This window comes from Streptomyces sp. NPDC006544 (assembly GCF_040611715.1).
GTDB lineage: Bacteria > Actinomycetota > Actinomycetes > Streptomycetales > Streptomycetaceae > Streptomyces.
Window position 1 is genome coordinate 1 of sequence record NZ_JBEXOV010000021.1, and the last position, 16,076, is coordinate 16,076.

Sequence of the window (16,076 nt, forward strand, 5' to 3'; positions counted from 1 at the left end):
GGCGTGGACGCCGTCTTCGACCACGTCGGAGGCCGCAGCGTCGTCGATTCCTGGCACCTGCTCGCGCCGGTCCGTCGGACCCGGGGGACGCACCGTCAGTCGCCGCCTCCCCCGCAGCCTCCGCCGCAACCGTGCCCTCCGCCTCCGCCGCCGCAGGACGAGTCGCCTCCCCCGCAGCCTCCCCCGCCGCCGTCACTCCACGAGCCCCTGCGCCGCCGCTTGCGGGACGACCCCCCGCCCTTGGTCCTCGCCCCCAGCACGATCAGCACGACGAGGCCGAATCCCACGATCACCAGGAATTCCATGTCCCCTGCCCCCGTTCCCCGTACGGTTCCGGTCCGGTCCGGTCCGGACCGGTCCGTGCCAAGGAGATCCCCCGTCCGTTCCCCGGAGCAACCCCACTTGAGGAACTCCAGAGCTTCGGTCGCCGACGCCGGCCGGGGGCCTCACCCACCACGCCCGGCGGCCTGCCCGGTAGGGGGCAAGGCCGTCTTCCCACAGACCCGCGTGTGCGAGGAGGATGGGACGGAGCGACGCCGACGAAGGAGAAGCTCATGAAGGCACGTACCGTGCGTTCCCTGCTCGTGGCCGGGACGGTCGTACTGGCCACGTTCGGCGCGCCGGCGTCGGCTCAGGCCCTGCCCGCGTGTCCGAGCAACGCCATCTGTCTGTGGCGGTATCAGGACGGTACCGGTGACGCGTACGTGTGGCGCGGCGGATACGTGAACCTCCCCGCCGCGTTCGTGGACCACGTCGGCTCGTTCCGGGCCAACAGGACCGGCGCCTTCATCGACTGGGCGACCGGCAAGGACTGCCGTCCGGTCCGGGTCGGCGACTACGCCTCCAACTACCAGGGGCGCTTCGGCGGGAAGATGGACGCGGTGGGCGACAACTGCTGACCGGCCGCGCTGCCGCCGGGAATTCCCCGCCAGGACGCTCCCCCACGGCGCACGGACGGAACACGAACGGGCGCCCGCTCACAGGAGCGGGCGCCCTGGGCCCTGGTCCCCCGGGTCTGGTGCGCGGGTCCCGGGTGCCGGGTCCCAAGTCGCCAGAAGACGCGCTAGTTGAGCGGTTCCAGCGTCATGAAGGCCTCTTGCGGGTTGCGGTGGAAGTCGGCGCCGCTGAGGCCTTCATGACGCCGGCCGGGATTCCACCCGTCTCGATGCCGTGACCGGGCGAGAGCGCTCGGAGCGGCGTGCCGTCGGGCCGGTTCTGGATCAGTCCGCCCCAGCCGGCAGAACGCAACTGGCCGTCCCGAGCTGTTGCGGAAAGCGGGGCAACGCCGCCCTGTACGGCATCGGGCAGGATGCACCCGTGGACAAGACGTGGGAACTGGTGACGAGGGCGGCCGCGCTGGCCGGACGCGACGGTCGGCGGATCCTCGGCATCGCCGGGCCACCGGGGGCCGGAAAGTCGACCCTGGCCGCCCGGCTCGCCGACGCGCTCGGGCCGCGCACCGCCGTGGTCGTCCCGATGGACGGCTTCCATCTCGCGCGGACCGAACTGGCCCGGCTGGGGCTGGCCGACCGCAAGGGCGCTCCGGACACCTTCGACGCCGCCGGATACGTCTCCCTGCTGCGCCGGCTTCGCGCACCCGGCGAAGCGACCGTGTACGCGCCCGCCTTCGACCGTTCCCTCGACGAACCGATCGCGGGCAGCGTTCCCGTCGCCCCGGCCGTGCCGCTGGTGATCACCGAGGGGAACTACCTGCTGCACGACGCGGGAGAGTGGGCGGCGGTACGGCCGCTGCTGGACGAGGCCTGGTACCTCGCCCCGGACGAGGCGCTGCGCGTCGCGCGCCTGGTCGACCGGCACGTACGCCACGGCAAGGACCCGGCGTACGCGCGTGCGTGGGTGGCGCGCTCGGACGAGGCCAACGCACGGCTCGTCGCCCCGGGCCGCGACAGGGCGGATCTCGTGATCGACACGGGCTGACCGCGCGCGGGACCGCCCCGGCGGGGCCGGGGCGGTATGACGTCTCCGGTCAGTACACCAGCTTGTAGCTCACGTCCTTGGGGACCGGGTGCGGCGCGGTGTCGGTGTAGAGCAGCCGGATCGTCGTGAAGCGCTGGACGTCGGGGTGCTCGGGCCAGGCCTGCGGGTGGCTCAAGGTCACCGTGACCGGGTAGGCGCGGAACCGGCCGGCCGCGCAGTACGGCACGCAGTCGTTCACCATGTCGGTTCCGGTGGCCGTGGCGGTCTTCGCGCCCCACGTGTTCCAGCGGAGTCCGACGAGCCGGTTGTTCCCGTCCCCGCAAGCCAGGATGTACTCCGCGGGGCGCATCTGCGCCTGGGAGGAGCAGTCGACGACCACGACCGGATCCGCGCTCGGGGCCGATGGCGTTGCGCCGGTCCGCCCGGTGTGCGCGGACGCCGGGATCACGGCGGCCGTCACGGCCACCGCCGTGCACAGAAGGGTGGTCAGTCGCGCCCGCGCCTTGCACTGCGATGTGCGTGCGGGGCGGCCAGCTGATGAAACGTCCACGAAGAACCCTCCTCGCCGCTCTGCCCGCGGCCGGCACAGCCGCCTCACCCAGCTTCCCCCATGTGTGTGGTCCTCGCACCCGCTGGGAACGGGAGCGAGGACCGGGGGGCGAGGGCGGGGGCCGGGGGGCGTACGCCGTTGCGCTCAGCGACAGGACTGACCGGCAGGCGCGGCCGCCGCGATCTCCGGGACCACCGGGACCACCGGGACCACCGGGACCACCGGAGTCACTTGCGCAGCAGGGCGCAGACGAAGTCCTCCTGGACGTCCCGGACCTGCGCGAGGAGGTCGGGGTTGCTGGTGAGAGCCGTCTGCGTGGTGATGGAGAAGGTCAGCGAGCGCCGGCCGTCCGCCGTGGCCGCCGCCAGCTGCGTGTAGCCCGGCGTGTTGCCCGTGTGGCCGTACACCACTCCGCAGCGCGTGGTGTAGCGGTAGATCCCCAGGCCCGCCTCGCTGCGACCGGGTCCCGGGGGCTGGGACAGGGCGCCGGGGATGAAGGTGAACTGCTGCCGCCTGGTGCGGTCCGAGACGAGCGCGCCGCCCGCGTATCCCCGGATGAACGCGGTCAGGTCCTTCGGCGTCGAGACGATGCCCCCGGCGGCCCAGGCTCCCGAGGCGCCCACGGCTTCACTGACGTCGACGGGCTCGGAGGGCGGATCGACCTGGTAGCCGTGGAGGAAGGGCACGGGCAGCCGGTATCCCTGGGGCAGGCTCGTGGCGTCCATGCCCAACGGCCCGTAGACGAGCTCGCGCAGCAGCGCCTCGTACCGGTGCCCGGTGGCGGCCTCGGCCATGAGCGCGACGGCGATGTTGTCGGAGTTGGAGTACTGGTAGCGGCTGCCCGGCCGGAACTCCAGGTCCTCGTCGGCGACGAACTCCAGCAGGCGCCGGGAATCGAAACGGTGGCGGGGGTCCTCGGAGATGATGTCGACGAACCCCGGGGAGGCGGAGTAGTCGGGCAGCCCGCTCGTGTGGTGGAGCAGTTGGCGCAACGTCACGTGGTGCCACGCGGCCGGCTGACCTGGCAGCACCTCGCCGATCGTGTCGTCCAGGTGAAGCCGGCCGCGGTCGACGAGCCGCAGGGCCACCGCTCCGCTGAAGGCCTTGGCGACACTGGCGATCCGCATGTGGTCGCTCACCTTCGGCGGACGGCCGCTCTCCACGTCGGCCACGCCCGCCCGGTAGACGTCCGTGCGGTCGCCGTCGCGCAGCACGGCGATGACCCCCGGGGGCCCGTCCGGCCTGGCCACCAGCTCCCGCAGCTCCTGGCGGAGGGAGGCGCCGGGCGGCGGAACGAAGTCCGCTCCGGCCTGTGCGGGCTGCACCGTGGCGCCGAGCACGGCGCCGCACGCCGCGGTGGCGGCCGCGAGGCGCAGCGACGAGCGGATCCGGCCGGTGCGGCCGTACGGGCTTCGGAACACGGTGGTACCTCCCGGGGAGACGGAGCGCGGTGGCCCACGATGGCAGGAGCCCCGCCGATGCCCACGGCGACACGGCCGCGCGCCGGTCGGCCGTGGCCCGTCCGGCCCCGGTCGCCGCAGGCGTTCCCGGGCGCGTGGAGGCTACGCAAAGGTGACCCCGGAGGCCTTGACGGCACAGTTGTGAGCGTTAACACTCGTGTCACACCAGGCCGGAGCAATGCGGTCCGGCCGTGCACCCCGGGCGGCCGGCGCCAGCCCCCGCCGCCCGGGAACCGTCCCTGGGAACCCGCCCTGGGCCCCGCCCGGCCGCCCGGGCGGGGCCCCTCATCGCGCCGTGCCCCGGCGCCCCACTGGAGGAAACGTGCGAAGGATCTCGACAGGCATGGTCGTGGCAGTGCTGGGGCTGACCCTCGCGGCCTGCGGGCAGAGCGCCAACGGCGTCGGGGACGACGCGGTCGCAGGCGACGCCAAGGGGGGCCTGGTCGGGATAGCCATGCCGACCAAGTCCTCCGAGCGCTGGATCAACGACGGCGCCAACATGGTCAAGCAGTTCCAGGCCAAGGGTTACAAGACGGACCTGCAGTTCGGCGACAACGTTGTCGAGAATCAGGTCGCCCAGGTCGAGAACATGATCACCAAGGGCGCCAAGCTGCTGGTGATCGCTCCCATCGACGGCTCCTCGCTCAGCGACGTGCTGCAGAAGGCGGCCGACGCGAAGATCCGGGTCATCTCCTACGACCGCCTGATCCGCGGCACCGGGAACGTCGACTACTACGCCACCTTCGACAACTACAAGGTCGGCGTCCTGCAGGCCACGTACATCGCCGACCGGCTCGGCCTCCAGGACGGCAAGGGCCCCTTCAACATCGAGCTCTTCGCCGGTTCACCGGACGACAACAACGCCGGGTTCTTCTACCAGGGCGCCATGAGCGTACTGAAGCCCCACATCGACGCCGGGCGGCTCGTCGTCAAGAGCGGCCAGACGGAATTCGCCCAGGCGGCCACCCTGCGCTGGGACGGCGGCGTGGCCCAGTCCCGGATGGACAACCTGCTCAGCAAGGCCTACTCGTCCGCCACCCTCGACGCGGTGCTCTCGCCCTACGACGGCATCTCGATCGGCGTCGTGTCGTCCCTCAAGGGAGTCGGCTACGGCAGCGCGGGCAAGCCGCTGCCCCTCGTCACCGGTCAGGACGCCGAGCTCGCCTCCGTGAAGTCCATCATCGCGGGCGAGCAGACGCAGACCGTGTACAAGGACACGCGCGAACTCGCCAAGGTGGCCGTGCAGATGGGCGACGCCGTACTCACCGGCCGGCAGCCCGAGGTCAACGACACCAAGCAGTACGACAACGGCGTGAAGATCGTGCCCGCCTACCTGCTGCAGCCGGTCAGCGTCGACAAGGAGAACTACCAGAAGCTGCTCGTCGACTCCGGGCAGTACACCGCCGACCAGCTGAAGTAGCCACCACCGGGCCCACCCACCGGGGCCGAAGAACCGGTGATGCGGCGCCGCCCGACCGGCCCGCCGCATCACCCCAGTCGAACGGACTCACCACCATGGCCGGACCCGTCCTCGAGATGCGTTCGATCAGCAAGTCCTTCCCGGGCGTCAAGGCACTGTCGGACGTCAACCTGACCGTCGCCGCCGGCGAGGTCCACGCCATCTGCGGCGAGAACGGGGCGGGCAAGTCCACCCTGATGAAGGTGCTCAGCGGCGTGCACCCGCACGGTTCCTACGATGGCGAGATCCGGTTCCAGGGCGAACCGTGCGCCTTCGGCGACATCCGGGCCAGCGAGCGCCGTGGCATCGTGATCATCCATCAGGAACTGGCGCTCATCCCCTACTTGTCGATCGCCGAGAACATCTTCCTCGGCAACGAGCACGCCACGCGCGGATTCATCAGCTGGCACCGGACGCTCACCCACGCACAGGCCCTGCTCGAACGCGTAGGGCTGCCCGACCCCCCGCAGACCCGGGTCGCGGACATAGGTGTGGGCAAGCAGCAGCTCGTCGAGATCGCCAAGGCCCTCGCCAAGGAGGTCAAGCTGCTGATCCTGGACGAGCCGACGGCCGCGCTCAACGACGAGGACAGCCGCAAACTGCTGGACCTCATCCTCGAGCTCAAGGCCCAGGGCATCGCCTGCATCATCATCTCCCACAAGCTGAACGAGATCGCCCGCGTCGCCGACGCCGTCACCATCCTGCGCGACGGCCGCACCATCGAGACCGTCTCCGTGAAGGCCGAGGGGATCTCCGAGGACCGCATCATCCGCGGGATGGTCGGCCGCGACCTGGAGCACCGCTATCCCGAGCGCACCCCGGACATCGGCGAGGTCGCGCTGACGATCGAGGACTGGACCGTCCTGCACCCCATCGACGTGCACCGCAAGGTGGTCGACGGAGCCTCGCTCACGGTCCGGCGCGGCGAGATCGTCGGCATGGCGGGCCTGATGGGTGCGGGCCGGACCGAGCTGGCGATGAGCGTCTTCGGCCGTTCCTACGGACGCCGCACCAGCGGCCGGGTGCTGCTCGACGGCAAGGAGATCCGTACGCGTACGGTCCCCGAGGCGATCGCCCACGGGCTCGCCTACGTCACGGAGGACCGCAAGCACTACGGACTCGACCTCGCCGACGACATCCGCCGCAACATCTCGCTGGCCGCGCTCGGCAAGGTCTCCCGCCGGGGCTGGGTGAACCACCACGAGGAGACCCGCGTCGCGGAGAGGTTCCGCGGCACCATGAACATCAAGGCGCCCTCGGTGTTCGCGGAGACCGGCAAGCTCAGCGGCGGAAACCAGCAGAAGGTCGTCCTCAGCAAGTGGATCTTCTCCGAGCCCGAGGTGCTCATCCTCGACGAACCCACCCGCGGCATCGACATCGGCGCGAAGGCCGAGATCTACGCGGTGATCGCCGAGCTCGCGTCCCAGGGCAAGGCCGTCCTGGTGATCTCCTCCGAACTGCCGGAGCTGCTCGGCCTGTGCGACCGCATCTACACCATGGCCGAAGGCCGCGTCACCGGTGAGACGCACCGGGCGGACGCGACCCAGGAATCCCTCATGCGCCTCATGACCGTGGGCGCGGCAACCCAGAACGAGCAGGTGTGAGCATGACCCAGATCCAGAGCCCCGTGAGCCGGGCCGGGGGCGGCGCCCCCGGCGGGGAGAAGGGCGACCGTGGGCCCGACGGCCCGCGCGGTCTCGTCGTACAGCTCCTGCGCGGCAACATCCGGCAGTACGGCATGCTGGTCGCCCTGGCGCTGATCATCGTGCTGTTCCAGATCTGGACCGACGGAACCCTGCTCAAGCCGCTCAACGTCACGAACCTGATTCAGCAGAACGGCTACATCCTCATCCTGGCCATCGGGATGATGATCGTCATCATCGCCGGCCACATCGACCTGTCGGTGGGGTCCCTGGCGGCCTTCGTCGGAGCCGCGGCCGCGGTGATGATGGTGCACCACGACGTCCCCTGGCCCGTGACCGCCGTCGCCGCGCTCCTCATCGGGGCCGCCGCCGGAGCCTGGCAGGGCTTCTGGATCGCCTACGTGGGCATCCCGTCGTTCATCGTGACCCTGGCGGGGATGCTGCTCTTCCGCGGCGGGACGCAGATCCTGCTCCAGGGCCAGTCGGTGGCCCCCTTCCCACAGGGCTTCCGTCAGATCAGCGGCGGCTTCCTGCCTGAGGCGGGCCCGCACACGAACTACCACAACCTCACCCTGCTGCTCGGCTTCGGCGTGCTCGCGCTGGCCGTCGTGCAGGAGGTCCGCGGCCGCCGCCAGGCCGCCTCCTACGGGCTGCGGCTGCTGCCCATGGGCTTCTTCCTCGCCAAGCTGGCGGCGATCACCACCGCGGTGACGGTCTTCACCCTGCTGCTCGCGAGCTACCACGGCTTCCCGATCGTGCTGCTCATCCTCGGCGTGCTGCTGGTCGCCTTCGGCTACGTGATGCGCAACTCCGTCCTGGGCCGCCACACGTACGCCATCGGCGGCAACGAGCCCGCCGCCCGGCTGTCGGGCGTCAAGAGCAAGCGGATCGTCTTCCTCGCCTTCGTCAACATGGGCGTCCTGGCGGCGCTGGCCGGCCTGGTCTTCGCCGCGCGCCTCAACGCGGGTACGCCCCAGGCGGGCATCAACTTCGAGTTGGAGGCGATCGCGGCGGCCTTCATCGGCGGCGCCTCGGCGTCCGGCGGGGTCGGCACCGTACTCGGCGCGATCATCGGCGGCCTCGTCCTGGGCGTGCTGAACAACGGCATGTCGCTCGTCGGCATAGGCACCGACTACCAGCAGGTCATCAAGGGCCTCGTGCTGCTGGCCGCGGTCGGCTTCGACGTGTGGAACAAGCGCAAGGCCGGCTCCTGAAGAACGCTCGCGGCGGCGGTGCGCGGCGCCCCGGCCGCCGCGCACACGCCGCGCGCGAGGTGTTCAATGAGATCGAGAGCGCCGTCGATCCCTGCCGGAGTGAGAAATCAGTGAGCGACAACGGCCCGGGAGAACCCGTCGCAGCAGCGGGCTTCCCCACGGCTGTTCTGGTGCTCGACGCCGGCGGCAGGATCCTGACCGGAACGCGGCAGGCGGCGGCCCTCCTGGGCGTTCCTGAGCTCGGCCGTGCCGGAACCGGTCAGCTCGGCGGGGAAGGGCTCTTCGAGGACGTCGGCCTGTGGGCCCGCCTCGTCTCCGGTGCCGTCGGTGGTCCCCGGCGCGGCGCCCGTGCGCGTCTGCGGCGGCCGGACGGCGGGCAGCTGGTGGCCGACGTCGACATCATCGCCCTCATGGAGGGCTCGTCGGCGCGGTTCCTGCTGCGCCTGCGGCCGGCGGATCCGGCCGATCGCGCACCGGTCACCGTCGCCGCAGACGTACGCCGCCCGCCACCGGCGCCGCCGGAGGACCAGCGCGCCGCGGAACGGCAGGCGCTGGTCAACGCGGCCACCGCGGGGATCGGCAGCTCCCTGGACATGGTGCGCGACGCCGAACAGCTGATGGACGTCCTCGTCCCCGCCTTCGCCGACCTCGCGGCCGTCGATCTCACCGAGCCCGTCCTGCTCGGCGACGAGCCGCAAGAGCTCGTCACCGAAGCGCCCATGCGGCGCGTCGCCGTGCGGGCCGCCGACGGGCGGTGGCCGCCCGAGAGCCACCCCGTGGGGGACACCATCCGGCTCGGCGACGTCGAGAGCGCCCACCTGCGCGAGGGCTCGGCGTTCTTCCTCCCCGACCTGACCGCTCTGCGCGCGGTGCTCGCCGGAGAGGAGGAGCGCGTACGGCTGATCCTTCCGTCCCGGGCCGCCTCCCTCATGCTGGTCCCCCTGAGCGCACGCGGCGCGGTGCTCGGCGCCCTGGTCCTGTGGCGTACGGCGGAGCGCCGCGCCTTCGACCAGGAGGACGCCGACCTCGCCGAGGTGATCGGCTCCCGGGCCTCGCTCAGCATGGACAACGCCCGGCGCTACACCCGTGAGCGCCGTACCACGGACGCCCTGCAGCGCAGCCTCCTGCCCAGGCCGGTCATGGACGTCACCGGCGCCGAGACCTCCGGTGTCCACGTACCCGCCGCCGCGTCCTCGGCCGGTGGGGGCAGTTGGTTCGACGTCATCCGGCTCCCCTCGGCTCGCCTCGCGTTCGTCATGGGCACGGTCGAGGGCCGTGGCCTCGACGCCACGGCCGCGATGGGGCGACTGCGATCGGCGGTGCAGACCCTGGCCGATCTCGACCTCGCTCCGGACGAGCTCCTGGCCCACCTCGACGACCTCGTCGTGCGTTTCATCGGGGACGACGACCGCCAGGAACCGGCGACGGACGCACCCAGCGCGCTGACCGGCGCCACGTGTCTCTACGCCACGTACGATCCGGTGTCCCGTACCTGCGTGCTCGCCGGCGCCGGCCACGCTCCGCCCGTGCTGGTCGCCGAGGAAGGCGCCGAGGCCGGCACGGTGTCCTACCGCCCGGGTCCCGTCCTGGGCACCGGCGGGCAGCCGTTCGCATCGGCGGAACTGCGCCTGGGGCCCGGCGACGTGCTCGTCTTCTGCGGCGGCGCGCTCGCCAAGGGAACCGACCGCTCCGAACGGCAGCGGGCGGTGATCGGGGAAGGGGCCCGGGAGGGCGTCGAGCGCGGGCTGCCGGTCACCGAGATCGCGCGCGGCATCCTGGACACCCTGGTGGGAGAGCCTTCGCACGAGGACCTCACGCTGCTCGTGGTGCGGGTCAGGGAGGTCCCGCCGGAGGCCACCGCCGCGTGGGAACTGGCCGCCGACCCCTCCCTCGTCGCACGGGCCCGCACGCTCGTCGCGGACCAGCTGACCGCGTGGGGGCTGGACGACCTCGTCTTCACGACGGAACTGATCGTCAGCGAGCTGGTCACGAACTCCATCCGGTACGCGGGCGGTCCGGTCGGCGTGCGGCTGATCAAGGACCGGGTACTGATCTGCGAGGTCTCCGACCCGAGCCAGATCCAGCCGCACCTGCGCCGGGCACAGCTCACCGACGAGGGCGGGCGCGGCCTGTTCCTCGTCGCGCAGCTCACCCGCCGCTGGGGCGGCCGGTACACGGCGGCCGGCAAGACCATCTGGACGGAACAGCCCCTGGACGGCGGGGGCTGACGGCCCACGACCGCGCCCACCACCACGGCGGGCGCGGTGCCGACGGGCGCGGTGCCGACGGGCCTCAGGCGTCGGCGGACCTCAGGCGTCGGCGGGCCTCGGGTGTCGGCGGGCCTCAGGTGTCGGGGGCCTCGGGTGTCGGGGGCCTCGGGTGTCGGGCGTCAGAAGCCCTGCGCCAGCCGGTGGTAGGCCTGGTTCCAGCGGATCTCCTGCGTGAACCGGCGGATGCCCGTGTCGCCGTCGATGACCAGCAGCTCCGTGCCGAGCATGTCGGCGAGGTCGTCCAGTTCCCCGGTGCCCACGGCGCTGGACAGCACGGTGTGGTGCGGCGCCCCGGCGATCAGCCAGGCTTCGGTGGAGGTCCGCAGGTCGGGCCGGGGCCGCCACACGGCGCGGGCCACGGGCAGGTTCGGCAGCGGCTCGGCGGGCCCGACCACGTCGATCTCGTTGGCGACCAGGCGGAAGCGGTCCCCCAGGTCGGCGAGCCCGACGACCACCGCGGGGCCGGTGTGCGCGTCGAAGACCAGGCGGACGGGATCCTCCCGGCCGCCGATCCCCAGCGGGTGGATCTCGCAGGAAGCGACCGCGGCGGCGATGGTCGGGCAGACCTCCAGCATGTGCGCGCCGAGGATCAGTTCCCTGCCCGGTTCCAGGTGGTAGGTGTAGTCCTCCATGAAGGACACCCCGCCCGGCAGCCCCTCGGACATCACCTTGAGCGTGCGCAGCAGGACCGAGGTCTTCCAGTCGCCCTCGCCTCCGAACCCGTACCCGTCGGCCATCAGCCGCTGCACGGCCAGTCCCGGCAGCTGCCGCAGTCCCCCGAGATCCTCGAAGTTCGTGGTGAAGGCGCGGAAGCCGCCCGCCGTCAGGAAGGCCCGCATGCCCAGCTCGATGCGCGCGGCGTAGCGGAGCGAGGCGTGGCGGTCCCCGTCGGCCCGCAGCTCGGGCGCCACCCGGTAGGTGTCCTCGTACTCCTTGACGAGCTCGGTGACATCCGCGTCCGAGGTGCCGTCGACGGCCTCGACGAGGTCGTTGACGCCGTAGGTGTTGACGGAGACGCCGAAGCGCAGCTGCGCCTCCACTTTGTCGCCCTCGGTGACGGCGACGTCCCGCATGTTGTCGCCGAAGCGGGCCAGCCTGAGGCCGCGCAGCTCGGCTCGTCCCGCGGCGGCGCGGGTCCAGGCGGCGATGCGGGCGGCCACGGTCGGGTCGCTGACGTGACCGGCGACGGTCTTGCGGGTGACGCCGATGCGGGACTGTATGTAGCCGAACTCCCTGTCTCCGTGGGCCGCTTGGTTGAGGTTCATGAAGTCCATGTCTATGGACGACCACGGCAGGGAAACGTTGGCCTGGGTGTGGAGGTGGAGGAGGGGCTTGCGCAGCGCGTCGAGGCCCGCGATCCACATCTTGGCCGGGGAGAACGTGTGCATCCAGGCGATGAGCCCGATGCAGGTGTCGTCGGAGTTCGCCTCCAGGCAGAGGCGGCGGATCGCCCCGGCGTCGGTGAGGACGGGCTTCCAGACGATCCGGACGGGGACGCCGGGGTCGCCCTGGAGGACCTCGGCGATCTGCTGGGACTGGCGGGCCACCTGGCGCAGGGTCTCGTCCCCGTAGAGGGACTGGCTGCCCGTCAGGAACCATACTTCGCGTTCTTCGAGTGATGTCACGGAGAGCTCCTCGCCGGTCAGCGCTGCTGGCCGTACACGTTCTGGTAGCGGTGGTTGAGCGCGTCGATGTCGCTCTGCGCGAGGGGCAGCGGCTCCCCGAGCTGTCGTGAGATGTGGACCGTGCGGGCGGCGTCCTCGCACATCACGGCGGCCTTGACCGCCGCCTCGGCGTCCTTGCCGACGGTGAAGACCCCGTGGCTCTTCATCAGGACGGCGGGTGACCGGTGTCCGCGCAGCGTCTCGACGATGCCCCTGCCTATGGAGTCGTCCCCGATCAGCGCGAAGGGGCCGACCGGGATCTCGGCCCCGAACTCGTCGGCCATGGCGGTCAGTACGCAGGGGACGGCCTCGCCGCGCGCCGCCCAGGCGCAGGCGTAGGTGGAATGGGTGTGCACCACCCCCGACACCTGCGGCATGTGCCGGTAGACGTAGGCGTGGGCGGCGGTGTCGGAGGAGGGGGCGTAGTCGCCTTCGACCACTTTCCCGTCCAGGTCGCAGACGATCATGCGCTCGGGGGTCAGGTCCTCGTAGGGGACGCCGCTGGGTTTGATCACCATCAGGTCCTCGCCCGGGACGCGGGCGGAGACGTTTCCGGCCGTCCAGACGACCAGGCCGTAGCGGACCAGTTCCTGGTGCAGGTCGCTGACCTCGCGGCGCAGCTGCTCGATCGGTGACGTCATGAGCGTTCAGGGCCTCTCGGTCGGGGAGGTCGAGGCAGTCGGGGAGGTCGGGGCGGTCGAGGCGGTCAGGGCCGCGTTGCGCAGGGCACGCAGCCGGTGCAGCTGCTTGTCGGGGCCGGTGCCGAAGTGGTCGTGAAGGGCGCGGTACTCCGCGTAGAGCGCGTCGTAGGCGTCGGCCCGCGCCGCGTCCGGCAGGTAGGCGGCCCGCTGGACCCGGCCCATGGCCGCGGAGGCGGTGCGGACGTCGGGGTGCGCGCCGGCGGCAACGGCGGCGTGGATGGCGGCGCCGAGGGCCGGGCCCTGGGCGGAGGCCGCGAGGGACACCGGCCTGCGCAGCACGTCGGCGTAGATCTGCATCAGCAGGGCGTTCTTCTTCAGGCCGCCGGTGACGATGAACTCGTGCACCGGGACCCCGCCCTGCTCCAGGGCGTCGACGATGGTGCGGGTGCCGAAGGCGGTGGCTTCCAGCAGGGCGCGGTAGATCTCCTCGGTCCGGGTCGCCAGGGTGAGGCCGACGATGACGCCGGAGAGGTGGTGGTCGACCAGGGTGGAGCGGTTGCCGTTCATCCAGTCGAGGGCGACCAGTCCGTGTCCGCCGACGGGCTGGTCGGCGCACTTGCGGGTCAGCAGTTGGTGCAGGTCCTCACCCCGGGCCTCGGCCTCGGCCTGGTAGCCGGCCGGGACGCCCTGGGCGAGCCACCAGGCGAAGATGTCGCCGACCGCGCTCTGTCCCGCCTCGTAGCCGTAGGCGCCTTCGACGATCCCGCCGTCCACGACGCCGCAGATCCCGGGCACGTCGGCGAGCACGGCGCCGTTCACCACGTGGCAGGTGGAGGTTCCCATGACCGCGAGCAGCCGGCCGTTCTCGACGGCCTGGGCCGCGGCGGCCGCGACGTGGGCGTCGACGTTGCCGACGGCGACCGCGATGCCCTCCGGCAGGCCCGTCCACGCGGCGGCACCGGCGGTCAGCGAGCCGGCCCGGGACCCCAGCGGGGAGAGCGGATGTTCCAGGCGGGTGCGGGCGAAGTCGCCGAAGTCCGGGTGCAGGGCGGCGAGGTACTCCTCGCTCGGGTACGTGCCGTCCTGGTGGATGCCCTTGTAGCCGGCGGTGCACGTGTTGCGGGTCTCGGAGCCGGTCAGCTGCCAGACGATCCAGTCGGCCGCCTCGATCCATCGCCCGGTCGCCGCGTACGTGTCCGGGTCCTCCTCCAGCACTTGCAGCGCCTTGGCGAACTGCCATTCGGCGGAGATCCTGCCGCCGTACCGGGCGATCCACGGCTCGGCGCGCAGGTGGGCGAGGCGGTTGATCCGGTCGGCCTGGTCCTGCGCGGCATGGTGCTTCCAGAGCTTGGGCCAGGCGTGGGGGCGGTGACCCAGCCCGGCCTCGCAGAGCGGCCTCCCGTCGCGGCGTACCGGCAGGACCGTGCAGGCGGTGAAGTCGGTCGCGATCCCGATGACGCGCGCAGGCTCGACGCCGGCGCGCGCGACGGCCTCCGGGACGGCGGTGCGGAGCACCTCGCGCCAGTCGTCCGGGTGCTGGAGCGCCCAGTCGGGCGGCAAGGGGGTCCCGCCGGCGGGCAGGTACCGGTCGATGACGCCGTGACGGTACGCGTGGACGGCGCTGGCGACCTCCTCGCCGTCGTTGCACGCGAACCACCACGGCGCGGCCGGACAGCGAGCCGAAGTCGACACCGACGACGTAGCGCACGGCGTCCTGGTCGACCGGGGAGCGGGACGAGGTCACGTTCACATCCTTCTGACGGGCCCTGCGCCCGGACTCACCGCCGGGCGACGGGAGCGACGGCCGGGCACGGTCGCCGCCGTGGGACTGATTGTTAACGCTCACAATCGGCCGGGGCAAGGGCTCGGGTCCACAGCGTTACCCAATCTTGACGTGGGGAGCCCGGGGTGCCGGAAGCAAGCAGGACGCCTCTGACCAGCGGCGATACGCGGAGACCGGGCGGTCCGTACCGGAGGCGGGCGGCGTCGCGGGAATCACAGCGGGAGCCGCGCGGAACGCGCTGCCCGGAGCGACCGGAGCGGCCCGAGCGCCCCGAGCGCCCCAAGCGCCCCGAGCGCCCCGAGCGCCCCGAGCGCCCGCAATGCTCGGCTCGGACCCGTGCGGGCTCAGCCGGCGGCCGCCGAGGACGCGGCCCGGGCCCGCACTCCGGGCTACCGCGGCGCGCGGCCCGAGCTGCGGCGCAGCACGATCTCCGTCGGCACCAGGACGTGCCTGCCCGGGGACTCCGGCGACCCCGCATGCTTCCCGTCGGCCGCACCACCCGTACGGCCGCTCCGGGTCACTTCGTCGACCAGCAGCTCCACCGCACGCCGGCCCAGTTCAGCGAAGTCCTGACGGACCGTCGTCAACGGCGGGGCGAAGTACCCGGCTTCGGATATGTCGTCGAAGCCGACCACGCTGATGTCCCCCGGGATGGCCCGGCCCGCTTCGTGGAGCGCGCGCAGCAGCCCCAGCGCCAGGTGGTCGTTGGCGCAGAACACCGCGGTGACGGCGAGGTCCGCGGCCAGCCGGAGGCCCGCCTGATAGCCGGCGCGGGCACTCCAGTCCCCCGGCTGGGCCTCGGGCACCGGGGCCCCGGCGTCCTCCAACGCCTTGCGCCACCCGGCCTGCCGGGTCGCGGTCTCGAGCCAGCCGGGCGGGCCGGCGATGTGGTGGACCGTGGTGTGCCCGAGGTCCAGCAGGTGGCGCGTGACGGCGTGGGCACCCGCCTCGTTGTCGACCGAGACCGTGGGCACGGGCGATCCGCCGCCGGCCCCCACCGCGACGACGGGCACCGCCGTGGACAGTTCGGCGACCGCGCTCACCGCCGGAGTCTGCGGCGCGATCACCACGATGCCTTCGACGCCCTGGTCCCGAAGCCGGTCCACGGCCTCCTGTACCGAGCGCGGGTCCAGTGACCGCAGGCTCGCCACGCTGACGAAGTACCCCGCGCCGCGCGCGGCCTGCTCGATGCCGTCCAGCATGGAGGCCGGTCCGTACAGGGCGCTGCCGAAACTGATCACGCCGAGCGTCTGGGACCGGCGGGTGACCAGGGCCCGCGCCGCCACGTTGGGGCGGTAGTCCAGCTCGCGAATGGCCGCGAGCACCCGCTCCCGCGTGCCGGGGCGCACGTGCGGCGCGCCGTTGAGGACCCGCGACACCGTCTGATGCGACACTCCGGCGACGCGCGCGACATCAGCCATCACAGGCTGGCGAGGCTCAGATTCTTCCGTACT

General features: G+C 72.2%; 11 protein-coding genes and 1 pseudogene. 6 read left to right on the plus strand and 6 right to left on the minus strand.

Features of this window, described 5'->3' with window-relative positions:
* Positions 1–554: 554 nt before the first annotated feature.
* On the plus strand, positions 555–899 hold the full coding sequence (locus tag ABZY44_RS12740) for a peptidase inhibitor family I36 protein (RefSeq protein ID WP_356652853.1): 345 nt from the start codon (positions 555–557) through the stop codon (positions 897–899).
* A gap of 418 nt (positions 900–1,317) precedes the next feature.
* Positions 1,318–1,938, plus strand: a complete 621-nt coding sequence (locus ABZY44_RS12745) for a nucleoside/nucleotide kinase family protein (protein ID WP_356652855.1) — start codon at positions 1,318–1,320, stop codon at positions 1,936–1,938.
* 49 nt (positions 1,939–1,987) lie between these two features.
* Here the strand turns inward: ABZY44_RS12745 and ABZY44_RS12750 are convergent, their stop codons facing one another.
* Both ABZY44_RS12750 and ABZY44_RS12755 read right to left on the minus strand, forming a co-directional pair.
* Positions 1,988–2,488: a hypothetical protein gene (locus ABZY44_RS12750; RefSeq protein ID WP_356652857.1), complete on the minus strand. Its 501-nt coding sequence runs from the start codon at positions 2,486–2,488 to the stop codon at positions 1,988–1,990.
* A gap of 227 nt (positions 2,489–2,715) precedes the next feature.
* Positions 2,716–3,813, minus strand: a complete 1,098-nt coding sequence (locus tag ABZY44_RS12755; protein ID WP_356653001.1) for a serine hydrolase domain-containing protein — start codon at positions 3,811–3,813, stop codon at positions 2,716–2,718.
* 478 nt (positions 3,814–4,291) lie between these two features.
* On the opposite strand from ABZY44_RS12755, the gene chvE reads away from it, so the two are divergent.
* From chvE to ABZY44_RS12775, 4 genes are all read left to right on the plus strand, one after another.
* The gene (chvE, locus tag ABZY44_RS12760; RefSeq protein ID WP_356652859.1) at positions 4,292–5,368 is read left to right on the plus strand and encodes a multiple monosaccharide ABC transporter substrate-binding protein; all 1,077 of its coding nucleotides are present in this window, start codon (positions 4,292–4,294) and stop codon (positions 5,366–5,368) included.
* 95 nt (positions 5,369–5,463) lie between these two features.
* Positions 5,464–7,011: a multiple monosaccharide ABC transporter ATP-binding protein gene (gene mmsA / locus ABZY44_RS12765; RefSeq protein ID WP_356652861.1), complete on the plus strand. Its 1,548-nt coding sequence runs from the start codon at positions 5,464–5,466 to the stop codon at positions 7,009–7,011.
* A 2-nt stretch (positions 7,012–7,013) separates the two neighbouring features.
* Entirely contained in the window at positions 7,014–8,264 is a 1,251-nt protein-coding gene (gene mmsB, locus ABZY44_RS12770) for a multiple monosaccharide ABC transporter permease (protein ID WP_356652863.1), read from the plus strand.
* A 110-nt stretch (positions 8,265–8,374) separates the two neighbouring features.
* Complete coding sequence (locus tag ABZY44_RS12775) at positions 8,375–10,492, plus strand: SpoIIE family protein phosphatase (RefSeq protein ID WP_356652865.1); 2,118 nt, start codon at positions 8,375–8,377, stop codon at positions 10,490–10,492.
* A gap of 161 nt (positions 10,493–10,653) precedes the next feature.
* On the opposite strand, the gene araA is transcribed toward ABZY44_RS12775, so the two are convergent.
* The 4 genes and pseudogenes from araA to ABZY44_RS12795 all read right to left on the minus strand — a co-directional run bounded on the left by araA (position 10,654) and on the right by ABZY44_RS12795 (position 16,043).
* Positions 10,654–12,159 carry an L-arabinose isomerase gene (gene araA, locus ABZY44_RS12780; RefSeq protein ID WP_356652867.1) on the minus strand — a complete coding sequence of 502 codons (1,506 nt, stop codon included), beginning with the start codon at positions 12,157–12,159 and terminating at the stop codon, positions 10,654–10,656.
* Between the two features lie 17 nt (positions 12,160–12,176).
* A complete protein-coding gene (locus ABZY44_RS12785; RefSeq protein ID WP_356652869.1) occupies positions 12,177–12,839 on the minus strand; it encodes an L-ribulose-5-phosphate 4-epimerase in 663 nt (220 codons plus the stop codon).
* A 6-nt stretch (positions 12,840–12,845) separates the two neighbouring features.
* A pseudogene (locus ABZY44_RS12790) lies at positions 12,846–14,589 on the minus strand (ribulokinase).
* 422 nt (positions 14,590–15,011) lie between these two features.
* Entirely contained in the window at positions 15,012–16,043 is a 1,032-nt protein-coding gene (locus tag ABZY44_RS12795) for a LacI family DNA-binding transcriptional regulator (protein WP_356652871.1), read from the minus strand.
* Between the last annotated feature and the right edge of the window lie 33 nt (positions 16,044–16,076).